Annotated in this window: 20 protein-coding genes; 13 read left to right on the top strand and 7 right to left on the bottom strand. The window is 54.0% G+C overall.

Translation table 11 applies throughout. The features are described 5' to 3' along the window. Window positions 1-11: 11 nt before the first annotated feature. Window positions 12-311 carry a hypothetical protein gene (locus tag ACZF99_RS05565; RefSeq protein ID WP_483609762.1) on the bottom strand — a complete coding sequence of 100 codons (300 nt, stop codon included), beginning with the start codon at window positions 309-311 and terminating at the stop codon, window positions 12-14. Between the two features lie 202 nt (window positions 312-513). On the opposite strand from ACZF99_RS05565, the gene ACZF99_RS05570 reads away from it, so the two are divergent. The 7 genes from ACZF99_RS05570 to ACZF99_RS05600 all read left to right on the top strand — a co-directional run bounded on the left by ACZF99_RS05570 (window position 514) and on the right by ACZF99_RS05600 (window position 12,249). After that, window positions 514-1,518: a LacI family DNA-binding transcriptional regulator gene (locus ACZF99_RS05570; RefSeq protein WP_483609764.1), complete on the top strand. Its 1,005-nt coding sequence runs from the start codon at window positions 514-516 to the stop codon at window positions 1,516-1,518. 158 nt (window positions 1,519-1,676) lie between these two features. Next, the gene (locus tag ACZF99_RS05575) at window positions 1,677-3,020 is read left to right on the top strand and encodes a glycoside hydrolase family 30 protein (RefSeq protein WP_483609766.1); all 1,344 of its coding nucleotides are present in this window, start codon (window positions 1,677-1,679) and stop codon (window positions 3,018-3,020) included. Window positions 3,021-3,053: 33 nt separating this feature from the next. Continuing rightward, the gene (locus tag ACZF99_RS05580; protein WP_483609768.1) at window positions 3,054-6,281 is read left to right on the top strand and encodes a cellobiose phosphorylase; all 3,228 of its coding nucleotides are present in this window, start codon (window positions 3,054-3,056) and stop codon (window positions 6,279-6,281) included. Between the two features lie 138 nt (window positions 6,282-6,419). Then, complete coding sequence (locus ACZF99_RS05585; RefSeq protein WP_483609770.1) at window positions 6,420-7,589, top strand: winged helix-turn-helix domain-containing protein; 1,170 nt, start codon at window positions 6,420-6,422, stop codon at window positions 7,587-7,589. 71 nt (window positions 7,590-7,660) lie between these two features. Next, window positions 7,661-8,959 carry an MFS transporter gene (locus ACZF99_RS05590; RefSeq protein ID WP_483609772.1) on the top strand — a complete coding sequence of 433 codons (1,299 nt, stop codon included), beginning with the start codon at window positions 7,661-7,663 and terminating at the stop codon, window positions 8,957-8,959. Between the two features lie 92 nt (window positions 8,960-9,051). Continuing rightward, window positions 9,052-10,050: a radical SAM protein gene (locus tag ACZF99_RS05595; protein ID WP_483609774.1), complete on the top strand. Its 999-nt coding sequence runs from the start codon at window positions 9,052-9,054 to the stop codon at window positions 10,048-10,050. 279 nt (window positions 10,051-10,329) lie between these two features. Further along, complete coding sequence (locus ACZF99_RS05600; protein WP_483609776.1) at window positions 10,330-12,249, top strand: ATP-binding protein; 1,920 nt, start codon at window positions 10,330-10,332, stop codon at window positions 12,247-12,249. 57 nt (window positions 12,250-12,306) lie between these two features. Here the strand turns inward: ACZF99_RS05600 and ACZF99_RS05605 are convergent, their stop codons facing one another. From ACZF99_RS05605 to ytaF, 3 genes are all read right to left on the bottom strand, one after another. After that, window positions 12,307-12,552, bottom strand: a complete 246-nt coding sequence (locus tag ACZF99_RS05605) for an NHLP leader peptide family RiPP precursor (RefSeq protein WP_483609778.1) — start codon at window positions 12,550-12,552, stop codon at window positions 12,307-12,309. 68 nt (window positions 12,553-12,620) lie between these two features. Then, window positions 12,621-13,562: a hypothetical protein gene (locus ACZF99_RS05610; protein WP_483609780.1), complete on the bottom strand. Its 942-nt coding sequence runs from the start codon at window positions 13,560-13,562 to the stop codon at window positions 12,621-12,623. 71 nt (window positions 13,563-13,633) lie between these two features. Then, entirely contained in the window at window positions 13,634-14,248 is a 615-nt protein-coding gene (ytaF, locus tag ACZF99_RS05615) for a sporulation membrane protein YtaF (RefSeq protein WP_483609782.1), read from the bottom strand. Window positions 14,249-14,424: 176 nt separating this feature from the next. Here ytaF and tatA point away from each other — a divergent pair, with 176 nt between their 5' ends. After that, the gene (gene tatA, locus ACZF99_RS05620) at window positions 14,425-14,637 is read left to right on the top strand and encodes a twin-arginine translocase TatA/TatE family subunit (RefSeq protein ID WP_483609784.1); all 213 of its coding nucleotides are present in this window, start codon (window positions 14,425-14,427) and stop codon (window positions 14,635-14,637) included. Between the two features lie 119 nt (window positions 14,638-14,756). Here the strand turns inward: tatA and ACZF99_RS05625 are convergent, their stop codons facing one another. Then, complete coding sequence (locus tag ACZF99_RS05625; RefSeq protein WP_483609786.1) at window positions 14,757-15,677, bottom strand: MraY family glycosyltransferase; 921 nt, start codon at window positions 15,675-15,677, stop codon at window positions 14,757-14,759. A 242-nt stretch (window positions 15,678-15,919) separates the two neighbouring features. Here ACZF99_RS05625 and ACZF99_RS05630 point away from each other — a divergent pair, with 242 nt between their 5' ends. Both ACZF99_RS05630 and ACZF99_RS05635 read left to right on the top strand, forming a co-directional pair. Beyond that, complete coding sequence (locus ACZF99_RS05630; RefSeq protein WP_483609788.1) at window positions 15,920-16,303, top strand: DivIVA domain-containing protein; 384 nt, start codon at window positions 15,920-15,922, stop codon at window positions 16,301-16,303. A gap of 260 nt (window positions 16,304-16,563) precedes the next feature. Next, the gene (locus tag ACZF99_RS05635) at window positions 16,564-17,028 is read left to right on the top strand and encodes a Dps family protein (protein ID WP_483609790.1); all 465 of its coding nucleotides are present in this window, start codon (window positions 16,564-16,566) and stop codon (window positions 17,026-17,028) included. Window positions 17,029-17,109: 81 nt separating this feature from the next. Here ACZF99_RS05635 and ACZF99_RS05640 read toward each other — a convergent pair whose 3' ends face one another. After that, window positions 17,110-18,807, bottom strand: a complete 1,698-nt coding sequence (locus ACZF99_RS05640; protein ID WP_483609792.1) for a methyl-accepting chemotaxis protein — start codon at window positions 18,805-18,807, stop codon at window positions 17,110-17,112. Window positions 18,808-18,961: 154 nt separating this feature from the next. Between ACZF99_RS05640 and thpR the strand changes: the two genes are divergently transcribed. Continuing rightward, window positions 18,962-19,528, top strand: coding sequence for an RNA 2',3'-cyclic phosphodiesterase (gene thpR, locus ACZF99_RS05645; RefSeq protein ID WP_483609794.1), 567 nt, complete (start codon window positions 18,962-18,964; stop codon window positions 19,526-19,528). On the opposite strand, the gene ACZF99_RS05650 is transcribed toward thpR, so the two are convergent. Further along, on the bottom strand, window positions 19,525-20,706 hold the full coding sequence (locus tag ACZF99_RS05650; RefSeq protein ID WP_483609796.1) for an MGDG synthase family glycosyltransferase: 1,182 nt from the start codon (window positions 20,704-20,706) through the stop codon (window positions 19,525-19,527). The two genes, thpR and ACZF99_RS05650, sit on opposite strands and share 4 nt — an antisense overlap. Before the next feature lie 311 nt (window positions 20,707-21,017). Between ACZF99_RS05650 and ACZF99_RS05655 the strand changes: the two genes are divergently transcribed. Both ACZF99_RS05655 and ACZF99_RS05660 read left to right on the top strand, forming a co-directional pair. Beyond that, a complete protein-coding gene (locus tag ACZF99_RS05655; protein ID WP_483609798.1) occupies window positions 21,018-21,605 on the top strand; it encodes a TetR/AcrR family transcriptional regulator in 588 nt (195 codons plus the stop codon). Window positions 21,606-21,661: 56 nt separating this feature from the next. Then, the gene (locus ACZF99_RS05660; RefSeq protein WP_483609800.1) at window positions 21,662-23,851 is read left to right on the top strand and encodes a YhgE/Pip family protein; all 2,190 of its coding nucleotides are present in this window, start codon (window positions 21,662-21,664) and stop codon (window positions 23,849-23,851) included. Window positions 23,852-23,945: the final 94 nt, after the last annotated feature.

The raw sequence follows: 23,945 nt of genomic DNA on the forward strand, positions 1-23,945 counted from the left end.
TACGCATGGATTCATTCGGTTTCGTCGCCGTCATAGCCGTTGAGCAAATCGGTGCCGTGGATGGTATCCGGATCGGGAGCGGCGGGATCGACCGGACTGTCTTTCTGGATCGCGTCCGCATCCGGAACATCGGGGAACGGCTCATCTTGGTTCGTTAACGCGGCGTCCTCTTCGCTGATGCCTTGGGTGATTTGCGTATCGTGAGGCAGCAAGTCATCGCCGGGAATGTCGTTCTCCGAGCGATACTCTTTGAGCAGCTTGTATCGCTCATATTCGAAATCGGCAGAGGTGATATCTTGATGCTCGTCCATGGCGAACGGCTCCTTTCCTGAAATTTGCGAGTCTCCAAAAGTTTGCCCCAAATCAAGCATTGACATCCGGCCTGCACCCGATGGAACAGCCGATTAATCGAGCGCCGGTTAATCGGTGGTTGACTTCCGTCAAGCCTGCGGATACAATGGCCTGTGAATCCCGCTACGAGCGGTCCGAACCCGGACCAGAGGAGATGAGAAGTTGATTACGATTTACGATATCGCGCAAATGACCGGTTTTTCGCCAACGACGGTATCCAAGGTGTTTAACGGGTACTCGGACGTCAGCGAGAAGACGCGCCGCAAAATTCTGGACGCCGCCGATGAACTCGGCTATGTTCCGAATGCTCATGCCCGTTCGCTGACGACCAAACGCTCTTGGACGATCGGCGTGCTGTTTATCGAGCCATCCGGCGCGGGCATCCTCCATCCGTATTTCGGCGGCGTCATCGAGGGCTTCAAGCAAGTTGCCACCTCCAAAGGTTATGACTTGATGTTTATTTCCAAGGATATCGGCGGCAAGCGAAGCGGTTATCTGGAACACTGCAAAATCCGCGGCATCGACGGCGTCGTGGTGGTTCTGCCGGACGCGTCCGATCCTTATTTCCAGGAGTTGCTGGATTCCGACATCCCTTGCGTGCTGCTGGACCAGGAATCTGCCCTAAAGAGCACCGTGTACTCGGATAATGCGGAAGGCGTCCGGCAGGCCGTGGCTTACTTGTATTCCATCGGCCACCGGAAAATTGCGCACATCGGCGGCGGGCCCACGTTCGCCGGCGAGCAGCGGTTAAACGGATTTAAGCAAGCGATGAGGGAGTTGGAACTGACGGTCAATCCGCAGCATATCGTTCAAGGGAGCTACGATTACACCGTAGAGAGCGGCTGCAGAGCGATGGAAGAGCTCTTGAAAGCCGACGAACGGCCAACGGCGGTGTTTGCGGCCGGCGACAATTTGGCGGTTGGAGCCATGATGGCCATAAAACGGCATGGACTGTGCGTTCCCGATGACATCTCGCTGGTCGGCTTCGACGATATCGAAATGGCGAAATATTTAACGCCCGCCTTAACGACGGTGCGTCAAAACACTTATGTACTTGGCAGCAGGGCAGCCGACATGTTAATCTATTCGATAGAAGGCGGAGAAGACGTGCAAAAGGGCGTTATCCCGGTAGAGCTGGTCATTCGCGAGTCTTGCCGATCGCTGTAACTGGCTTGGCCGCTTTTTTTTGCAAGATAACGAAACCGGTTTCGACGCCTGTCATTCTTGCGAATTCGTGGGTTCGGCGCATTCCGCCGGCGCTGCTTTTGCATGAAATGTAATCGATTTCAGGAACATCATTTCGAGTACCAAGGAGAGGATTCATGATGGCAAAATGGTTAAAGGTATTGACTTCTCGCGATGCTGCCGACCGTCTGCAGCCGAAAGGGGAGCTGACCGTCCAAGCCGGCGTCGACGCCGGCACGGAGCGAAAATTGAAGGTCTTGCCGGAGCAAACCTATCAAACGGTGATGGGATTCGGCGGGGCCTTTACGGAAGCGGCCGCTTATACGTTGTCGCGAATTAGCCCGCAGAAACGGGACGAAGTGATCCGCCGGTATTTCGATCCGCAGGAAGGGCTTGGCTATACGCTAGGCCGCGTGCACATCCACAGCTGCGATTTCGCGCTGGAGAACTACACGTATATCGAAGACGGCGATGTCGAGCTGACAACGTTCGATATCTCGCGTGATCACAAGTGGGTCATTCCGCTCGTCCGCGATGCGGCGAGAACGGCCGGGAAGGACATCACCCTGCTGGCTTCCCCATGGAGCCCGCCGGCGTGGATGAAAACCAACGGGAACATGAACCATGGCGGCCAGTTGAAGCCGGAATACCGCGAGGTGTGGGCGCAATATTATACCAAGTTCATTAAAGCTTACCGCGAAGCGGGAATTCCGATCTGGGGCATCACGGTGCAAAACGAACCGGCGGCGGTTCAGACCTGGGACTCCTGTATCTACAGCGGCGAGGAGGAACGCGATTTCGTTCGCGATTACCTGGGGCCGGCGATGCACCGGGAAGGGCTGGCCGATGTCAATATTCTGATCTGGGACCATAATCGGGACATTATGATCGAACGGGCTTCCGCCGTGCTGAGCGATCCCGAAGCGGCCAAATACGTTTGGGGCACCGGCTTCCACTGGTACGTCAGCGAAGCGTTCGAGAACGTCGGCAAAGTCCATGAGCTGTTCCCCGACAAACATCTCCTGTTTACGGAAGGCTGCCAGGAAGGCGGCGTGAAGCTTGGCGAATGGTTCACCGGCGAACGTTACGGCCGCAATATCATCGGCGACCTGAACAATTGGAACGAAGGCTTCCTGGATTGGAACCTGGTGCTGGACGAAACCGGCGGACCGAACCATGTGGGCAACCTGTGCGACGCGCCGATCATCGCGGATACAAGGACCAATACGATTCATTACAACAGCTCTTATTACTACATCGGACATTTCAGCAAATACATCCGACCGGGTGCGGTACGCATCGGATTGGAGACCGAAGCCCCGGCGTTGCTGGCTACGGCGTTCCGCAATCCGGACGGCAGTGTGGCGGTGGTTGTTCAGAACGAAAGCGACGAAGCGCAGTCGTTTGCCCTGGAACTCGGCGGAGACGCTGCCGGCGAGACGCTGCCGGCCCATTCGATCGCGACGTACATCATCCGAGCCTAAACACAACTTTTACTTAACGGAGGGATAGGCCTTATGCCTAATTATGCTTTTGAGGAAAATGCGTTCGTTATCGAACCATTCGACCGGGCCAAGCCGTTCTCGAGCTTTCTTCCCGGCCTGGCCGGTTTGAAGGGGATTCCGATGTGGACGTTTTACGTCAACCGCGGACAGGCGGTTTGCAGTTTCGGGATCCGGGACAAGAACAGTCCGATCATGGAATTCTCCCCGGCCAGCATCACGTACCAATCGGTAGCCATGAAGGGCTTCCGGACGTTTATCAAAACCGCGGGAAAAACCGGAATCTACGAGCCCTTCCAAAGCGCTATTCCCGATCCGTCCGCCATTCGCCGCATGCGTATCCTGGCCAATGAGCTGATGATCGAGGAAACCAACAAAGCGCAGGGGCTTCGAATGAAAGTAAGTTATTTTCAAGTGCCGAACGACGATTATGCGGCGCTGGTGCGCCAGGTGGAGGTTACGAACATTTCCGGAGCGCCGGTGCAGTTGGAGATACTGGACGGCATGCCGGAAATTCTGCCGTACGGCGTGGAGAACGCCGGGTACAAGGAGATCGGCAATCTGCTGCGCAGTTGGATGGAAGTCGACAATCTGGAGAAGGGAATCCCGTTTTACCGGGTTCGCTCCAGCACCCATGACGAGGCTGAAGTCAGCGAGGTGCAAAGCGGCCATTTCTATTTGACCTTTGGCGAAGACGGCGGGCTGCTGAAGACGATCGCCGACTTTGCCGTCATTTTCGGAGATAATACGTCGCTGGCTTATCCGGATCGCTTTGCCGAGCAGTCGTTGTCGGCTTTAACCGCCGAGCCGCAGTACTGCACCAATAAGGTGCCTTGCGGATTTTCGGCTTTGGCTGCCGAGTTGGCACCTGGGGAAAGCCGCCGCATCTATACATTGATCGGGCATATCGACAGCGTCGAACGGCTGAACCGCAAAGCTGCCGAGATCGCCAGCCCGGCCTACGTTGCCCGGAAATCGGCGGAAGCCGGCCAACTGACCGAGGATTTGACCGCAGACATCGCCACGAAAACGGCCCTGCCGCTGTTCGATGCCTACTGCCGGCAAAGTTATCTGGACAATTTCCTGCGCGGCGGGTATCCGTTTATTTTTGAAAACGGCCGGGAAGGGTTTGTCGTTCATCTCTATTCCCGTAAACACGGGGATCTGGAGCGGGATTACAACTTTTTCTCCATCGCCCCGGAATTTTATTCGCAGGGCAACGGCAACTTTCGAGATGCCAACCAAAACCGGCGCAGCGACGTGTACTTCAATCCGCGGATCGGAACCTTTAATATCCGCATGTTTTTCAGCTTGATCCAGGCCGATGCTTACAATCCGTTGGGCGTGGAAGGCACCACCTTCCGGATCCCGGCCGAGCGGGCCGGGGAGCTGTCCGCTTTCCTCGAGAAGGCGGCGGCCGATCACCGGGAGGAGCTCGCCGCGTTGTGCCTGGGCTCGTTTACGCCCGGGAAAGTGATCTCGCTGATCAACCACCGCGGCGTTCGGCTTCTCGTGGAGGAGAACGAGCTGTTGGCCGGCGTGCTGTCGCTTGCCGAGCAGCAAATCGAAGCCTCCTTCGGGGAAGGCTATTGGTCCGATCACTGGACGTACAATATGGACCTGATCGACAGTTATCTCGATATTTTCCCGGATCGCAAGGAGCAGCTATTGTTTGGAGAGCGGGAGTATACGTACTTCGACAGTCCGGCCCGCGTACTGCCGCGCAGCGAGAAATACGTAATCAACGGCGGGCAAGTTCGTCAATACGGCGCGCTGGTTCATGACGAGGAGAAAATGGCGAAGTTCGGTCTGACGCTAAAGAGCACCAACTGGTTGAAGACGGGGCACGGCAGCGGAGAAATCTACAAGACGACCTTGTTCGTCAAGCTGCTGTCGCTGGGCCTGGTCAAGTTCGCCACCCTCGATCCGTTCGGCATGGGCGTGGAGATGGAAGCGAACAAACCGGGGTGGAATGATGCGATGAACGGATTGCCTGGATTGTTCGGTTCGGGCATGAGCGAGACCTTCGAGTTGAAGCGCCTGCTGCGGTTCGTGCAGGAGGTATGCGCCGAAGCCGCCGATGGCGGCCGGGAAGTGTCCGTGCCGGAGGAAATCGCCGCCCTGCTCGGCGAAGTGGGCAATCTTCTGGACGCTCGCTTGGCGGGGGAACTTGAGCCGTTTGCCTATTGGGATAAGGTCGCCGCCGCCCGCGAGAAGTATCGGGAGGCCGTTCGATTCGGGATCAGCGGGACCGAAACCACGCTGGAGATCGGTGCCGTCGGCAAGCTGGCCGACCGTATGCTGGAGCACATCGAGCGGGGCATCCGGGAAGCCATCCGGCTGGGCGACGGTGTGACGCCGACGTATTTCGCCTTCGAGGCGGTGGAATATGAGCCGGTGACGGATGCTCAAGGCGCTCCGGCCATCAGCGGTTACGGGCTGCCCAAAGCGGTCGTGAAGAAATTCGCGGTCCGTCCGCTGCCGCATTTCCTGGAGGGTCCGGCCCGTTGGTTGAAGACGGTGGAGGATCGGGAGGAAGCCAAGCGGACGTATGAGCAAATTCGCCGCAGCGATCTGTTCGACGCACGCCTTCAGATGTACAAAACCTCGGTCAGCCTGGACGCGGAATCCCATGAAATCGGCCGGATCCGCGCTTTTACGCCCGGGTGGCTGGAGCGGGAATCGGTATTCCTGCATATGAGCTACAAGTACATGCTGGCGCTGCTGAAAAGCGGCTTGACCGAGGAGTTTTTCGCCGAGCTTCGCACCTCGCTGATTCCGTTCCTCGATCCGGCCGTGTATGGCCGCAGCACGCTGGAGAACTCGTCCTTCATCGCCACGAGCGTCAATCCGGACCCGGATACCCATGGGCGCGGTTATGTGGCGCGGCTAAGCGGCTCCACCGCCGAATTCCTCAGCATGTGGATGACGATGATGGCCGGCAAACACGTCTTCCGCGTTCACGATGGCCAGCTCCGGCTGATGTTGAATCCATTGTTGCCCGGCTGGTTGTTTGATGATCGGGGCGAGGTGTCGTTTCGATTCTTGGGTACGACAGACGTCGTCTACCGGAATCCGCAGAAGAAAGATACCTACGGCCCCGATGCGGCGGCGATCCGCCGGTTGACGGTGCTGAAGCAGGATGGGGCGGAACAAGTCATTGACGGCCCCAATATCGATGGTCCGCTGGCCGAGGACATCCGCAGCGGAGCCGTACGGCGAATTGAAGCCGAATTAGCCTAGCGAAACATTAAGTGCGCATGATCGAAGGGGACGCCGGACCAAGCGCCAGGCAGTGATGCCTTGCGTTTGTCCGGCGTCTTTTTTATGCGCATAAATGTTATAATTAGGGAATCATTTGCGGGGAAGGAAGGAACACCGATGCATCTGGAAATCAACAGCGAACGATACGAAGTTACCGCAGAGGGCCTCACGGTGGAGCTGTTGCCGAAGGAGTTTGCGCTATTTCAATTCTTGTACCGCAACGCCGGCCGGTCCTTTAGCCGAGAACAGCTACTGGACAAAGTGTGGCCGCTGGAATACCCGGTCGAGCGTACGGTGGACGACCACATTTATCGGCTTCGCAAGAAGCTAAAGCCTATCCACGGGCTGGAGATTAGGACGATTCGGGGCTTAGGCTACAGTCTGATGTTGCCCGTTCCCCACAATTCCGAGGTGGCCATCCCGACCTTGGCGGACCCAGAGTTGCATGAGACGATGAGCGCCCTGCTCGGCAAATATCAGCTCTACGGCCAAGGCCGTTCGATGTTAACGTTGGCACGCCAGGAGGACGTGCTTGGCTATAAACTGGACCGGTTTTATTCGGTGTATATTCATTTTGTGCAAGGCGACCTGGATTGGCTTCTGACTAGGAATGAAGCGCCGTTGCGGGACCGTTTGTATTACCTGCTGCTGTTCTATTGCCTGTCGGGAAGTCCGGAGCGGGCTTTGCCGGTATGTGAACGCGTGCTTGCACTGGGGCTGCTGCCGCCCTTTCAGCACAGGGAGATGGAGATTTTGACGATCCTGGATATTTATACCCTGGCCGGTAAGCCGGCAAAAGCAATGGAGCGCTTAAAACTCAGTTATCGCGTGATCGCGGAGTTGAATTACGACAACTTCATTCCTCAGACCGCGATTGCCGAATTTCTGGCCCATCTCGTGGCAGGTTCATCGGAGCGCCAGCTCGGGAAATTGGCGCATGCTATAGAAGACGGAATGTTAACCGAGAAGCCTTTCTTAAGAGAGATCGGCGGATATAAGGTGGTTAAAGGGTTGTGGATGCTGCGGCGAGAGGAAGGGACGGAAGCCGTAAAGCTTATGGATGAAGGGCTATCGGTGCTGGAACGCTCTGGCTTCGTGCCGCTCCGATTGTTCTCCCTGTACCGGATCGTTTATTATTTCGCCTTGTTCCCGTCCAATTCGGCGTTGCATCTGAAATACAAGGAACTCCTCGACATGGAATTAGAGCGGATTGGGTTCGGCCGATTGTCAGGCGCGCTCGACGCCGTCATCCGCGGCGAATTGGAGCGTTCCGCGAAACCGCTCTGATGATTCTCTGACATTCCTCCGTTACATTGAGCTTAGGTTATTCGAAACCAGGTTTGTTTGGAGGAATATAAATGACAGTCCATGCACAAGCGAGGCCTGGCGGCCTGCTTCGCAACAAAGTGTTCTCTCGCGTTTACACAGCTTATGCGGCCGCAACTTTCGGTGATTGGTTTGATATGCTGGCCATCCAGGTTTTGGTGGGATACCGTTGGGAAGCCGGACCGCTCATGCTGGCGCTGATTCCCGTAACAAACGCCCTGCCGGGGGTCCTGCTCGGTTCCCTTGCCGGCGTGGTCGCCGACCGAATCAACCGTTTGATGCTCATGCGCCTTTGCGATCTGCTGACAGCGGCATTAACCTTGTTGATTCTGCTGGCTCCGAACATGCTCTGGCTGCTTCCGGTGTTAACGCTGCGCGCCACCATTTCTACATTCCTGATTCCGGCCCAGCAATCGTTGACGCGCAGTATCGTTAGGGAAGACCAGTTGTTTCAGGCAACCTCTCTGAACGGTTTTGTCAACCAGGGCTCCAAAATTGCCGGTCCGCTGCTGGGCGGCTTTGCACTGGCCCTGTTGTCCCCGGAATGGTGCATTCTGATGAATGCCTTCTTTCGCGTGGTTTCTTTGCTGATCTTGCTCTCGATCAAAAAGGCGGAGGTCAATAGCGAAAAGACGGGGCCAAGCCTAGCCGATCCTTCCGCAGGCGCATCGGAAGCGCCCGTCAATTCGTCTCTGCGCACCTTATGGATTGAAGGCTTAGGTTTTATCCTGAAAACTCGCCTACTGCTGATAATCCTGCTATTAGGTTTTGTCGCTACGCTGGTCATTCAAATGATTGATTTTCAATTCACCAGCTTGTTCCGGGAAATTGCCCCGCAGAAGGAAGCCTATCTCAGCTGGATGGTCACGGCCGCGGGCGTTGGAGCCGTGCTGGTCATTGCCGCGCTAAACCGCTGGAATAAGGGAGCGGCGGGGTACGTTTGGAAATTCGGCGCCGGATACGGGCTGATTGGCATGGCCGTCGGCGGTTTGGGCTTGCTTCCCGCGGGGACTACGGCAGTTCCGATCCTGCTGTTAGGATTCGGATTAGGCGTCGGCAACGGAATGGTGATTGTCACGTTCAATTATTGTCTGCAGAAAGAAACGCCGCCGGACATGGTTGGCCGCGTCTTTGGAATCCAAACTTCCCTCACGGGGGTGGTAATGTTGGTTGCCCCGTTGCTCGGAGGTCTTCTGGTGGAGAGGATCGGCCCGGCCAGCGCCTTCGTTGGCTTAGGAGGGATCATCGCAGCGCTTGGATTATTGGTCCTCGGGTTGGGGAAAACGCTGTTGCGGGCAGAGAAGGGATTCCAAACTGAAAATAGGGAGTAGCCAGCATTTTCTTCTTTGAATAGGAACGTATGTTTGGTATAATCAAATCCATCTACGTTCCCGGGCTTCGGCCCGGTAGAGGAGGGAAAAGTGTGCCGGAAACCCGTTTCGAACGAGTCCGCACCAAAGCGGCATTAAATAAGGTGAAGGAAGAGACAATGCCGTTCGAATGGTCCATCAATCCTTACCGGGGCTGCGGGCATGGATGTCGGTTCTGTTATGCGCGGGCGTTTCAGACGTTTCTTGGGAAAAGCGCCGAGGACGAGTTTCAATATCGGATCTCCGTTAAGGAAAATGCCGCCGAAGCGTTGGAGAAGCAACTCTCTGCCTTGGCGAGGAAATACGCTTTCGACATCGAGGCTGTCAGCCGGCATGTCGGCCGCGTTGCGATCGGCACGGCGACGGACCCGTACCAACCGGCAGAAGCGAAAGAGCAGTTGACGCGGGAATGCCTCAAGCTGTTGGCCAAATACCGGATCAGCACCAGCGTGACTACGCGTTCTCCGCTTGTGATGCGCGATCTGGATATCCTGCGCGAAATGCGGGACGTGACCGTGAACGTCAGCATCAATACGTTGGACGCGGAGCTCACCCGCAAGCTGGAACCGGCCTCGCCGCATCCGGCCAAACGCCTTGAAACCGTGAGCTATCTGACGGATCACGGGGTTCGCGCCGGCATGTTCACCGCGCCGGTGTTGCCTTATCTGACCGATTCGGAAGAAGTCTTGGACGCGCTGTTGCGGGCCGCCAAGGATAGCGGCGCCCGGTTTGCCATGATTTCGCTGCTGCGCCTGTCCCCGGACGTGAAAACGGTGTTTCTGCGCACGCTGCAGGACCACGCTCCCGGGCTGGTCCCGAAGTATCGGGCCCTGTATGCCGGCGGCGCCTATGCCGATCACGGCTACCGCGAGGTGTTCCGGCGCCTCTCAAGCGAGCTGCTGGCCAAACACCGGCTCTCCGGTTTCGCTCAGGATTGGGAGGCCCATCGCGGCCAGATTGTCCCAACTCCGAGAAACGTTCCCCAGCCGGTCCGCCCGGTTTCGGCGCTGGAAGTGACGCCGGAGATCGAGCAGCTCTCTCTTCCTATCTAAACCGCTCAGGATTGCGAGATAATGATGCAATTTCCAACGCAGGGGGATCCCCAGCGTTTTTTTTTTTGAAAGAAATGCAAACTATTCATAGATAAAACAACATATACACGGTAAAATAACTGTGGTGCTTGAATCCTAAAAATATTTATCACTATTTCCATAAATTGAAGGTTTTTGCGGTGATTGCATCGAATGGTACTAGGTAGCCTAATAATCATGGTGTATATACTTGAAGGCATCAACCGGGTTTACACTCCATAATATCTGCAGAGGTGCTGTATGAAGGCTTTGGTTAAAGGGTTTGTCATTTTTTTCGTTTTTCTCCTGATAGCTTTTTGTGTTTTTCTATTTAAAGGGTCAAGCAACTTGGATGCGGACATCACTCAAATAGATCATTGGCAAATCGCTTGGACGGATGATTTTGATCCCAATATGAGTCAGGAGCAACTTGAGAAATTAAATGGCTGGATTGACGTTGAAGCGGGCGGAGATATTCCGGAAAAACCGACCCCAGGGATGTCTCAATGGATTAAGATCCAGCTTCCTGAATTAACCGAACACTCCCAGGTTATTTTAATCGATACTATATACGCCAGTCATACCATAGTGAAAATAGATGGGGTTCAAGTCTATGATTTGAAACGACAATTTAATTATACGATCAACAGCGTTTTGATCCCAATCTCTGCAGATAATTCCGGGCAAGAGGTTTACATTGGAGTATCGTCTGAGACCGAAAGAATCGGTCTTTTTGCACCCATCAAAATTGGCGATGATCAGGTATTGATGAAGGGCTTTGTCAGAAATAACATGACGGATTTAATTCTAGGTAGCACGCTTATATTTATTGCTGCTATTATGATGTTTTGTTCCATTTTTTTGAAATACGTAAACATGCCGATGTGGTTTTCACTTTGTGCAGTTATTTTTTCCAGCGGACTGCTTGTCCTCACGTATTCGTCATTTGTTTTTTGGTTGTTCGACTATAAGACTGCGGGTAGATTGCTGCTAGTATTGTTTGATTTGTCGTTGTTCACGTTGCTTCCCTCTATTACTTATTTTTTTGAAAAAATCTTCGGTTCTGGACACCGCGCTTTGATTCGTCGCTTGCGAAAGTTTTTGGTCGCGTACTCTATTCTTTGTTTATTTATATTAATTGTAAATGAATTATCAGACAATCGTTTTTACGCGGTATACTCGTTAGTTACTATTCAAATCGTGGGTTACATTATGATTGCCCAGTTTATTATTCTAGCCTATAACTCAACCGTCAATCTCATGAAGGGAAATAAAGAAGCTGTTATCTTTTTTGTAGGTTTCCTTATTTTCGCGCTATTCTGTGTTGGCGATCTGTTCTGGTATTACTATAATGATGGGTATTACAAATTGTTTTTATGGAAGCTGGGTGTCATTGGTTTTCTGACGTCGCTTATCATTATTTTAGGGAGAAGGTTTGCTACCAATCATGAGCAGGTAGTAGAATACTCGAAACAGCTGGAAATGTTCAACAACGAGCTTCAACGTTCGGAGAAAATGGAAATCATTAGTGAACTGGCGGCTTCAGTAGCGCATGAGGTTCGGAACCCGCTTCAGGTAACCCGAGGATTTTTGCAGTTGCTTGTTGAGAAGCAGCAGCACTCCGATAAGGTGTATTTAAGTATGGCTTTGGAAGAACTCGATCGTGCCTCGGCGATTATTACGGACTTCCTCACTTTTGCCAAACCTGAAGGCGGGAAGGTGACGGCGCTGAATGTCTTGGATGAATTTATTCATATCGAGGGCATCTTGATTCCGCTTGCCAATTTGCAGGGAGGCAAAATGACCGTCCATATTCCTAAAAATCTCTATGTACGGGGCAATTCGTCGAAATTCAAGCAAGCCTTTATCAACATTATCAAGAATAGCATCGAAGCGCTTAGGGGCGAAGGTGATATTCAAGTTTGGGGTTATGAAGAGGACGGTTATGTGGTAATCCATATCAAGGATAATGGGGAGGGCATGGACGAAGAAGTGTTGGCCAGATTGGGCGAACCTTATTTCTCCAACAAAACGAAAGGGACCGGCTTGGGGTTGATGGTGACGTTCCGGATTATCGAGGTGATGGACGGCGAGATTCATTTCACCAGCAAAAAAGGAGCAGGAACCGAAGTCGTTATCCGGTTCCCCTCAATAAACCAAGAGGATTATACGAAAGGATAAGTACTTTCGGCTCTGCGCTTTTGATGTTTGCTTTTGGTGTTTAACAGGGGGATTTGATTAGGTCCCCCAAATTCCAGCTGGTTTTATTTCACTTTTTACAGCATTTTCCGGTGTTGGCGGTAACACAACATAAAATTCGTCAGAGCTTTCTTCGACGGTTTTAATTTTGATGTGATCCGGGAGAATTACACCCAGTGCCTCCTGGATTGCAGCTTTGGGGTCGGCAAGCAGCTTCGCTTTAAAGCTGGGGTCTTGCCATGCTTTCTCAACGACTTGCGATTGAAGGAGAGCTCCTGTTGTCATAAGATCACCCTTTCCTATAAAAATAGTTATATTTTCCTTATTACTATAGCATGGAATTCGACAAAGCGCTAGGATGAGGGCTTATTTTTCGACAGCCAATACATCAAACCGCCCTGGGCCAACAATTCTCTCTCTTTTCTGATGCTGTGTGCACCTTGCTTGAGGCTCTCCCGGAGAAACTCGTGAAACTCCTTCAAATGCGTCAGCCCCGGCGCAGTTTGATCAAGCACGGTTGCGTTATGAGCTGTCCGCTCCGCATAAGTGAATAGGATATCCCGCACATATAAAGCGTGTTTGATCTCCTCCGGTTTCGGTCTGCGGTCCCGGGGAATTTGCAGCTCGCGTTGTACTTCGGAGATAAGGGCATTATAGCTGCCTTCGCGAAGGTCCTTCTCCCAGTCCTCCCAATCATCCAACATTTGCAGCGTAACTAGAACATGGTCTACCGCCTTTTCAAATCCAGGCAGAAGTTCTTCTTGGCCGTTCAACAGCAGCATGCCTGCAGCCGTCAGCTTTACCGGGGACGCTTTATGGGCGATCCGAACGGGGGCCTCTTGGAAGAAGTCGGATTGGTTCTCAAAAGCCACCGCTTCCGCCCATTCCGCGGTATATTTGCGGTAACTGTGCCAGAAAGGGGAGGAGGCCGGATAATAATTGGCGTAGATCTTCCAAAACTCCAACTGCAGCAGATTCGCTAGCGGCAGTTTCCGCTTATCGCCCGTCTCCGGATCGTCCATCACTTCGTCAATCAGATGATAGTACATCATAACGAAAATCATGGCTACGGTAAGTCGCCGGCTATCTTCTGGTTTGGCTTTCGCGGTCTCCTGCAGCCAATACGCCAACAAGTAGCAAATATAGTTTGTAGAACCGGCTTTATTTAAGATGCGAAATCGATCCAGGTAATTGGCCGCTTGATCCCGAAACGCCTCCGGCAATCCCGATAAAATGCTTTCCGCGTCGTCGAAAGCGATCTCCAAATCTTGTTCAAAACTTGTGAACCAGTTCACGAAAATGACCTCCCTTATCCTAGGAAACATCATCTTCATTATATAGGAGAAGTTGTAGATAAGGTAGGTTGCTAGAAGAGTTGATGGATGCCGATCAAAATCAGCAGCAATCCGGAAACGATCGTCGCCCGGTTGCCCAATTTCTCCGCGGCAACTTTTTCGCCAAAGCCGGCGCATACGGCCAGCAGCAGGTAGCTGAATAAACCGACGGACAACGAGGTGTACCAGACGTTCAACTGGGTGATTCCGGCGTTAAAACCGCCGGCCAGCGCATTCATGGCCAAGGCGATTCCCAGGACGACCGATTCGCCCAAGCTGATGGATTTGGAGCTGTCTTTGTCCGCTTCCTCGGGATTACGCAGTAGGCGGGTCAATGGATTCACGTCATCCTCCTGAGCCGGAACGGTTTTCTTCTCTAAGAACGGCTGTAGGAGCACCCAAATGCCTACTCCAACGATCACGACAGTCCCCAGCAATTGCGCGATCCACGGGTGGATCCACGAGGATAACCAGCTTCCGAACAAACCCGACACCAGAGTGGCCAACAAGGAGATGATGGCGATGGCCAGATTGGAATACCATGGAATGCGGATTTTTCGTACCCCATAGGCAATACCGACTCCCGCATTATCCAGGTTGGACGCGAGTCCAATGGCGATGACGGCCAACAGACTGTAAGAACCCATGATGTTCGCTCCTTTGCAATACATGATGACACAGCATATGCCCAGAGAGCGATTTTGGTTTATCGGACGAGCCGCCATCTTGTCCGCAAAGAATGCGGAACCGCCAATAAAGGGTTTCCATTGCATCCAATAAAGTAGTATAATGTCCACAAAGATAACGTTTGGGAGTGATAAATGTGCTTGAAAATTTGTTGCGTCCGACTCATTTACTGCTTTTGGTCATTGCGGCGCTTTTGCTGTTTGGTCCCAGCAAGCTTCCGGAACTGGGACGCAGTTTCGGCACGATGCTCAAGGAATTTAAGAGAGGTGCGCGCGGGGAGACCCTCGAAGACGAGAAGCCGCAGGCGGTGGAGATCCAATCCTCTGCGGAGACGAACAAATCCTCTTGATGCCGGTAGACAAGACGCCTTCGGGGGTCTTTTTTTTGAAGTTCGACGAAATAAAAACGCGTGCTTTCGGGTAACCCCGTGCACGCGTTTCTTGCTTGAACGGCTTGTGCGCCGATCTTCTATACCTGAAGCAACAGAAGAATGATGGACGATAAGCCCAGGCAAGTGCTGATCAGGTACAAGAACATCACGACTTGCTTCTGATTCAATCCCGCCCGAAGCAGCCGGTAATGCACTTGGCTGGCGTCGGCCACATAAGGAGATTTGCCCTGCAGCATCCGCTTGATAACGACAAACAGATTGTCGAAAATCGGCACGCCAAGGGCAAGCACCGGGATAAACAGGGATAAGACCGTCGCCTGCTTAAAGGCGCCGTCCAGTGCGATTACCGCCAGCATAAACCCGAGGAAGGTCGCCCCGGCGTCCCCCATAAATACCTTTGCCGGCGGCTTGTTATACCGCAGGTAAGCCAGCGTGACTCCGATGAGGGCGATCGATAGCATCGCGGAGGTGGTTTGCCCCTTGGCCAAAGCGACCACGAACAGCGTTACCGCGGAAATGGCGGATAATCCCCCGGCCAAACCATCCAATCCGTCCGAAAAGTTGATCACCGTGGTGACGCCGAAGATCCACAGGATGGTCAGAACGAATTGGAGCCATGCGGGAAGCAGGACGTAGTCGCCGCTAAACGGATTGACGAAGCCGCTAAAGGTGATGCCTGACGCATAAACCAGGACGGCAGCGGATACCTGCACGACCAGCTTGGGCAGCGCCGGAAAATCCTTGCCTTTCGTTTTGTACCAATCGTCAACCGTACCGATAGCCAGCAGCAGCAGGCCGCCGACAAACAGCGCTCCCGTCTCCCAGGAGAAATTTCGGGTGAACAGCAGGTACGAAGCGAAAAAACCGACAAAGATGGCATAGCTTGCCGTCAGCGGGATCGGCTGGCGATGGATTTTGCGTTCGACATCCTCGCGGGGTTTGTCCACGAAGTCGAGGCGGAAAGCCAGCTTTCCGAGCGGCGGAATCAGAAAATACACGATCAAAAACGATAGCAGGAAAGTAAATAAGTATAAAATCGTAACTCACCACCAGATGTTAGACTCAGCTAATGACTATTATAAAAAGAAAATCGGACAATGTCGAATACTTGAATCACCTCCGGCATACCGTGAAGATGAACGAATGGCCGTAAATGTGGTACATTATAGAAGATACGCTTGCTTTTGCATGTAATACGCATTATATAACCTTGTTTAGGCAGGTAACGGAGGGATTTGGAATGCAAGACGATTACGCGCGCAAACTGGAGGATCAAAAAAACCTGTTTCGGCAACTAGGGATCAAACTGGATGCGCTCTCCATTCACGAAAAAGATTTCAACGCCAAAATGCGGGGCTACGATAAGGAGGAAGTCGACCGGTTTCTGGATGACATTATCGTCGATTACGAGCGCTTCTACGATATCATTACCGATTTGCTGGACAAATATAAAGAAATCCAGCGCCGGCAAGCTTATTGGGAAGAGGAGAAGAAAGCCATGGCTGCCCGCAAGCCGCAGTTTGACCTGGAGAACGCGGTGGATCGCAGGCTGGTGGAGGACGGCATTCGCCAGATGGAGCGAAGTCTGGAGCAATTTAAACTGCATATCCGCGGCGAGCGGTGAATTCAAGGAACCGAACCGGACGTTTTTGTGCTTGCCGGTTCGGTTCTTTGCATATGAAGAGGGGAAGAAGTGCAAAATAGAGCCGATGAATTCGTAAAAGTTCACCTGATGTTCATGGAGCAAATGGTTGCATCTCTGAAAGCGGAGTGGTATGATATAAACAAGATTTAGATTTAGTCTAAATTTAAGTTATTTACACTTGAAGCATCCAGACAGATGGCTTCTTCAAATTTTGATATGGTGAATGGAGGAATTAAACGATGGCAAACCAAACGATGACACAAGCGGCTCAAGAACTGCAGAAACAATTGAACCTGCAAATCGCAAACTGGACGGTAATGTACACGAAGCTGCACAATTTCCACTGGTTCGTCAAAGGCCCGAATTTCTTTACGCTGCACGAGAAATTCGAGTCGTTCTACGACGAAGCGGCCGGTTATATCGACGATATCGCCGAACGCCTGCTGGCCATTGGCGGTACCCCGATCGCAACCCTGCGCGAAGCTCTGGCGCTCGCCAGCATTTCCGAAGCGAGCGGCAAGGAAACTGCCGATGAGATGGTGGCTGCGGTGATCGCCGATTTCGAGAAATTGGACAGCGAGTTGAAGGATGGCATGGAAGCGGCGGCAAGAGCGGAAGATGAGGCGACCAGCGACCTGCTGCTCGGCATCGTATCTTCGCTTGAGAAACACAATTGGATGCTGAACGCTTATCTCGGCAAATAAGGCGTTGGCCGATCAATACGAAAGACCTTGCCCTAAGCAAAATAAATGCTTATCGGCAAGGTCTTTTTTTTCGAGCCGCAGTTAGCTCACTTTAAAACGTTCGATCAGAGTATGAAGCTTCTCCGACAAGCCGGACAGGAGGCTTGCCGAAGCGTCGACCTCCTGCATCGCGGCCAATTGCTCCTCGGAGGACGCCGACATGTTCTGGGCACTGATCGCCGTATCGCCCGCGAACCGGACGATTTCATCGATGGAGTGCACCAGTTTTTGCGAGCTGTCCGACAAGAGCCGTACCCCTTCGCTGACATCGGCGATCGCCCCGGCCGTGAATTGCGCGGAGGCTTGGATCTCCGAGAAAGAGGATCCGGCGCTGCGTACCAGCTCGGCGCTGCGTTTCGTTTCGCGGACGGTCTCGTCCATTGCGTTGCCGGTGAGCTCCACCTGCCCGACAATATGGGCAATGAGTTCGGCGATTTGCTGCGCCGAGGCTGCGGAACGTTCGGCCAACTTGCGGACCGAGGAGGCGACGACGGCAAATCCGCTGCCGTATTCTCCGGCGCGGGCCGCTTCGATCGAAGCGTTTAGCGCAAGCAGGTTCGTTTCGGCAGCGATGTCGGTCATGATGTCGAGGATACTCTGCACCTCTTTGGAATATCCCCCCAGCTCTTCGATGACCGCGGAAAGATGAACGATTTTGGTCTCCAGGGTCGCCATTTGTTCCACGCCGGACTCGATGGCTACTCCCCCTTGGCTAGATGCGGCAGAGACTTGCTGAGCCGATGCGGAGACGCTCTCGGCATGGCGGGCGATATGCCCGATCCGCTTGGACATGTCGCGAAGCATGGCCGACCCGGATTCCAGGTTTTGCAGTTGGCGCTCCGCGCCTTCGGCCAGAGATAACGTGATCTCCACGGTTTGCTCGCTGGCTTTCCCGGTTTGCTGTGCGCTGGCGGACAACTCCTGCGAAGAGGAAGCGACCTGCATGGACGTATCGTTGACTTCGGTGATCAACTGCTGTAGGCTGCCGACCATTTTCGCGAAATTGCGCGTCAAGTTCCCGATCTCATCGCGGCTGCTTAGAATGCGCGTCTGAACGGTCAGATCGCCTTGAGCGACCTGCTCCACCTGCCGGGATAATGTTTCAAGGGGACGAATCATCCGGTGGATGAAGAAATACACGAAAATGACCGCGGCAATTAGGACGCCGCCTCCGATGATGAAGGGCAGGAGCAGAATGTCGCGCGTTCTTTCCCCGATGATCGAGGCATCGAAGTTAATGACCATCAGTCCGACGATCTCTTGATTCGGGTCGTGATTTTTGTAGATCGGACCGTATCCGCTGAGCAGCTTCACTCCGTCATAAGAATACACCTTCGTATATACGGAATGCTTCATTTGGAGGATCATGTCCCGGTCCTGCGCGTTGAAATAAAAAGCGTCTCCGGCTTCGTATCCCCGGCTTTTGAGGTTCTGGTCAGCGGCAAGAATGGTGCCGTCGAGCGACATCAGGAACACCTCTTTGAACAGCGGCTTGTGTTCGACGGTCCAGTTTAATCGCTGCTCGAGCTCTGCAAGGCCGGAACGATCACCTTCTGCGAGCCGGAGGATGGCTTCGGGCTCGACAAGCCCGGTCGTGATATTGGCGCAGCCCACCGTTTCGATTCCGACGGATTCTTCCACCTGGCGGTAAGTCATCTGATAACCAAATAACCCGATCAGCGATCCGACCAGGATGAGCAGTCCAATCAGTACGGAGGTAATTTTTTGTACAAAGCTCATGTTCCATCTCCCGTCAATAAGGCTTGATGACTGTATATGCAGGTAGCACTAAAACACATTATATAGAGAAAATATTTGCAGGATGTAATCAATCGCACTTCGGATTGTCGAAAAAGATAAAAAAAGAGAAAAATATCATAGAGGGTGACAGAGTATGTCAGGAAATGAAGAAAAATGGCGATTGTTTATCGCCGTGCCTCTTCCGCAGGCGCTAAAACAAAAACTGGAAGACTGGTGCAGGGAGCAAAAAACATTGCTGCAATTTAAGAAATGGGTGCATGCCGAGGATTACCATATTACGGTGCAGTTTTTGGGGGACACTTCTCCGGAACGCTTGACGGAGCTTGCGGCTTCACTGGAGCGGGCGGCAAAGGGGATAGCTCCATTGGGTCTGGAAGCCGCCGGGATCGGAACCTTCGGACGGCCGGCGAGCCCCAGCGTGTTATGGGCCGGCGTTCGCGGTGAGGTGACCGGGCTGGAAAGCCTGCAGCGCCGGGTTACGTCGGAGAACCGTGCACTAGGGTTCATCCCGGAAGAACGGCGATTCAGCCCGCATATTACGCTGGCCCGAAAGTATCGGGAGGAGGCGGGATTAGCCCCGGAGCTGCCGAAGGCCATGCCGGAATTCGGCACTTGGACGGCCGACCGGCTGGTCATCTACCGGACGCATATGCACGAGCGCCCGATGTACGAGGTGGTTGGGTCGGCGCTGCTGACCTAATTGGCCCGTTGTTCGGCAGCGCCGGCCGTCTGTAGACGTAGGCGGACCGGAGCGGCTAACGGATGAAGCAGGCTGCTGACGGCCCATGCGCAGAGGTCGGGCCGGTAGCCGTGTTGCCGCGCCGCTGTTTCCGGCTCGTTGCGGCTGGCAACCGCGTGCTTGTCACGGATCGTTTCAAACCAGGCGTCCAGCACGTCCGGTGAATCCAGCTCGGCACCGAAGCCGTGTTGGACGAAATACTCGCGGTTTTTCTCCTCCTGTCCGGGGATTGATTCGAAGAACAGCATCGGAATGCCTTTGGCCATCCCCTCGGTGCAGGTCATGCCGCCGGGTTTCGTGACAAGCAGATCGGAGGCGTCCATCCATTTGCCGATTTCCCGCGTAAATCCGATTACTTTGATGTTCGGATGCTGAAGAGCCGGATGAGCGCGCAGTCTGGCGGCAAGCTTCTCGTTGCTGCCCATGCAGCAGACGATCTGGATCTCTTCGCTCCAAGCCGCCAGTTTGGCCAGCAGATCCTCTTTGAACAGCAATCCCCAGCCGCCGCCCATCACCAGTGCGGTCGGCATGTTTTTCAACCCTAATTCCGCCCGAGCGGACGCCTTGTCTTGCTTGCTCCAAAAATCCGGGTGCACGGGAATCCCCGTGACCTGAACCTTGGAAGGAGCCACGCCGCGCTGTACGAGCAACGCTTTGACTTCGGGCGTGGAGACGAGATACCGGTCCACCCCGGGGCTCATCCAAGAGCCGTGGGCATCGTAGTCCGTGATCAGCGTGCAAAGCGGCACCTCCAAACCTGCGGTCAGCTTAAGGTAAGACACGATGGCGCTCGGGATCGGATGCGTGCAGACGATCAGATCGGGACGAAGCTGCGCGATAACTTCGGCCGCGTGCTGATAGAACATTTTGTGCAATGCCAGCCGGGCAAACCGCCCTACCGGTTTCTCGTACTTCCGCCGATAAAACAAGCCGACCAAAGCGGGGCTGGTGCTCACCGTCATCCGATATGCGGAAAGGATCAACGGGGCCACGGTCGGATTCAGGAACGATCCCAATTCCAGCACCTTTGTTCGGATTTGCGGGTTCTTCCGTTTCAGCCCGGCTGCCAGGGCATGACCGGCTTGCGTATGCCCGCTTCCGAAGCCCTCCGATAAGATCAATACTCTTCTTTTTCTCATGAATCATTCACCTGCTCCCAAGGATAGTTCCGATTCGTTCCTTCTGATATTAAGTTTATGTTGTTTGTATGCCGGCTTAAAGAGGCTCGGGACGGGTGGGCCGACTGGACTTAGGTCGGGGAGCGGCAGAACGCGAAAAGGCGCGGGACAGGCATTTGAAAAAGAATGAAAAATTCTGAAAAAAACATCTTGCATTTCGGATGCGCGAGGAGTAAAGTAAGGATTGACCAAATGACCAAAATTGATTTTTAGTCATTTTCGGCTGAAGAACTTGAAGGATTGACCATTTTAACACAGGGGAGGTGACAAAGATGGCTGTGGTAGATCGCCGTAAACTCGTAGTCGAAGCGGCGGAAAAGTCCTTTGCCCTATTCGGCTACAAAGCGACGACGATGGACCATGTGGCGAAAATTGCGAATGTGGCCAAAGGAACGATTTACACCTTCTTCACGAACAAAGAAGAGCTGTTCGATGAGATTTTGCGTTCTGTCATCACGGAGATGAAGCGGGTTATCGAACCGGAGATCGACGAAGAGAAACCCTTCTTCGAGAACCTGCACCGAGCTATGGACGCGCTGTTGGAGTTCCGCAGCGAACATGAGCTCCTGATCAAGTTGTCCCAGGAGGTTCGCGACTTCGGCACGCCCAAAGCCAGGGAAGGCTTGGAGCAGATCGAAAACGCGATTCTGGAGTATCTGGAGCGCCATCTGTCCCGGTCCGCCAGGCGGCAGGAGATCCGCCCGTTTGATCCCAAGCTGGTCGCTTTCGTCGTGTTTAAGCTGTATATCGCGTTAACGTCGGACTGGAACAAAAACAATGAACCTCTAAGCAAAGATCAAATCAAGGAGTTTATCCGCGATTTTCTGGCGGGAGGTTTGCTTCTGCCAACGGAAGCGTAAACGAATTCGATCGGGCAAAATAGAGAAAGAAGCCACCAAGGGGAGAGAAAGCAAAAATGAAATCATTAAGCGTATTTTTCAAGGATATGGGAGCCACCTTCAAAAGTCCCAAAGTGTTTATCCCGATTCTTGTCGTGCTGTTCATTCCCGTCCTGTACAGCGGCATGTTCCTGACGGCCTTCTGGGATCCGTACGGGAAGATGAACGAGCTGCCGGTCGCGGTGGTAAACGAGGATCAGGGAGCGAAGTACGAGGGGAAAGAGCTCAAAGTCGGCGAGGATCTCGTAACGGAGCTGAAGAAGAGCAACGATTTCGCGTGGAATTTCGTCACCCGCGAGCAAGCGGAAGCCGGGATGAAGAACAATGATTACTATATGACCATCGTCATTCCGGACAATTTCTCGTCACAGGCGACCACGCTGATGGATGAGAATCCGGCGCCGGCGCAGCTGATCTTTGAGCCGAACGAAGGTTATAACTTCCTCGCGGCGCAGATCGGCGGCACGGCGGTCAAGGAAATCAAATCGAAAGTCTCCGCCAAAGTGACGGAAGCTTATACGGAAACGTTGTTCGAACAAGTGGAAAAGATCTCCGGTGGCCTCGGGGATGCCGGCAGCGGAGCCAGCGCGCTTAACGAAGGGGCGGCTAAGCTTGACGACGGCGCGAAGAAGCTGAAGGAAAATCTGGCCAAACTGGTCGATGGCTCGAAGAAATTGGAGAACGGCGTTGCCCCGCTGGAGCAAGGTACAGAGTCGCTGTACCAAGGCATCAATGAAGTCAAAGCCGGAGCCGGCAGCTTGGCTGGCGGTTTGACGCAACTGAAAGCGGCAAATCAGCAACTGGAGAACGGAGCCAAAGAGGCGCATCAAGGCGGTAAGAAGCTGCAAGCCGGCCTTCAATCGTCGCTGGAAGGCGCGAAGAAGCTGCAAGCTGGCTTAGAGGCGTCCGAGCAGGGCAGCGCTAAGCTGCAAACCGGTTTGGAATCGTCGGTCCAAGGCAGCGCGAAAGTGGCCCAAGGGGCTACCAGCGTAGCGCAAGGCTTGGAGCAGCTTGCCCAGGCGAATCCGGAGCTGGCGAAGAACGCTGCGGTTCAGCAACTTATCGCCGCCAGCAAGGCAGTCGCCCAAGGCAGCGAGCAGTTGCACCAAGGGAACCAGCAACTGCTGCAGGGCAGCCAGAATCTGCATAGCGCCCAGCAGCAGTTGGTTCAAGGCGGGCAGCAGCTGGCGGCAGGCCAAGAGCAACTGCTGCAAGGCGCGACGCAACTGAATGCCGGGCAAGAGCAACTGGCAAGCGGCCTCGAGCTGTTCGGCGGCAAGCTGTCGGAAGCGGCGGCCGGCGGGCAGAAGCTCGCCAGCGGCGCCGGAGAGCTGAGCGTTGGCGCCAAACAATTGCTTGGCGGTGTCGAGCAATTGTCCGGCGGCGTAGGTACGCTGGCCGATGGCTCGAAGCAGCTGGACGCAGGCGCCGGCGAACTGAAGGACGGCATGGATGAACTGACGGAAGGTTCGGGCGAGTTGGCCTCAAAGCTGACCGATGCGGCCGAACAAACGTCGGGCGTGAAGAAAACCGACGCGCTCGTGAACATGTACGCCGAGCCGATCGAAATCAACGAGCAAAAAGTCAACGAAGTGCCTAACTATGGTACCGGCTTCGCTCCTTACTTCTTGTCGCTGGGCCTGTTCGTCGGGGCGCTGATCTCGACGCTGGTCGTGCCGGTACGGGGAACCTCGGTTGCGGAAGCCAGCGGCTGGAACCGTTTCGTCAGCCGTACGTTGGCCTTTGCCGGTATGAGCTTGATCCAGTCCCTGCTGGCGGTTGTGCTGGTTCTGTACGGATTGGGGCTTGAGGTCAAGAGCGTCCCGCTCTTTTACCTCTTCGCCTTTATCACCAGCTTGTGCTACATGTTCATCATTCAAGCCCTGGTAACCTGGCTGGAGAACCCGGGACGGTTCCTGGCGATCCTGATGCTGATCTTCCAACTGACGACCAGCGCCGGGACCTTCCCGCTCGAGCTGATTCCGAACTGGATGAAGGCTTTCAACCCGATTTTGCCGATGACCTACAGCGTCAAAGGCTTTAAGGCGGTCGTCTCGACCGGCGATCTGTCGATCGCTTGGGAAAACATCGGCCTGCTGGCCGCGTTCGGCGTCGTCTTCCTGGCGGTTACGCTCATGTACTTCCTGCGACACGAACGCAGCGCGGACGTCAGTCCCGAAGCCAACCTAAGCGTCCAATCGCATTAATCGCATAATATATAGAACAAACAGATCCGCTCTCCGAGTATCCGGGGGGCGGATTTTTTGCGTTGGCGATCTTCTGCCGCGCGCGAGGGGGAAC

The organism is Paenibacillus sp. JL3B1040, from assembly GCF_057063165.1.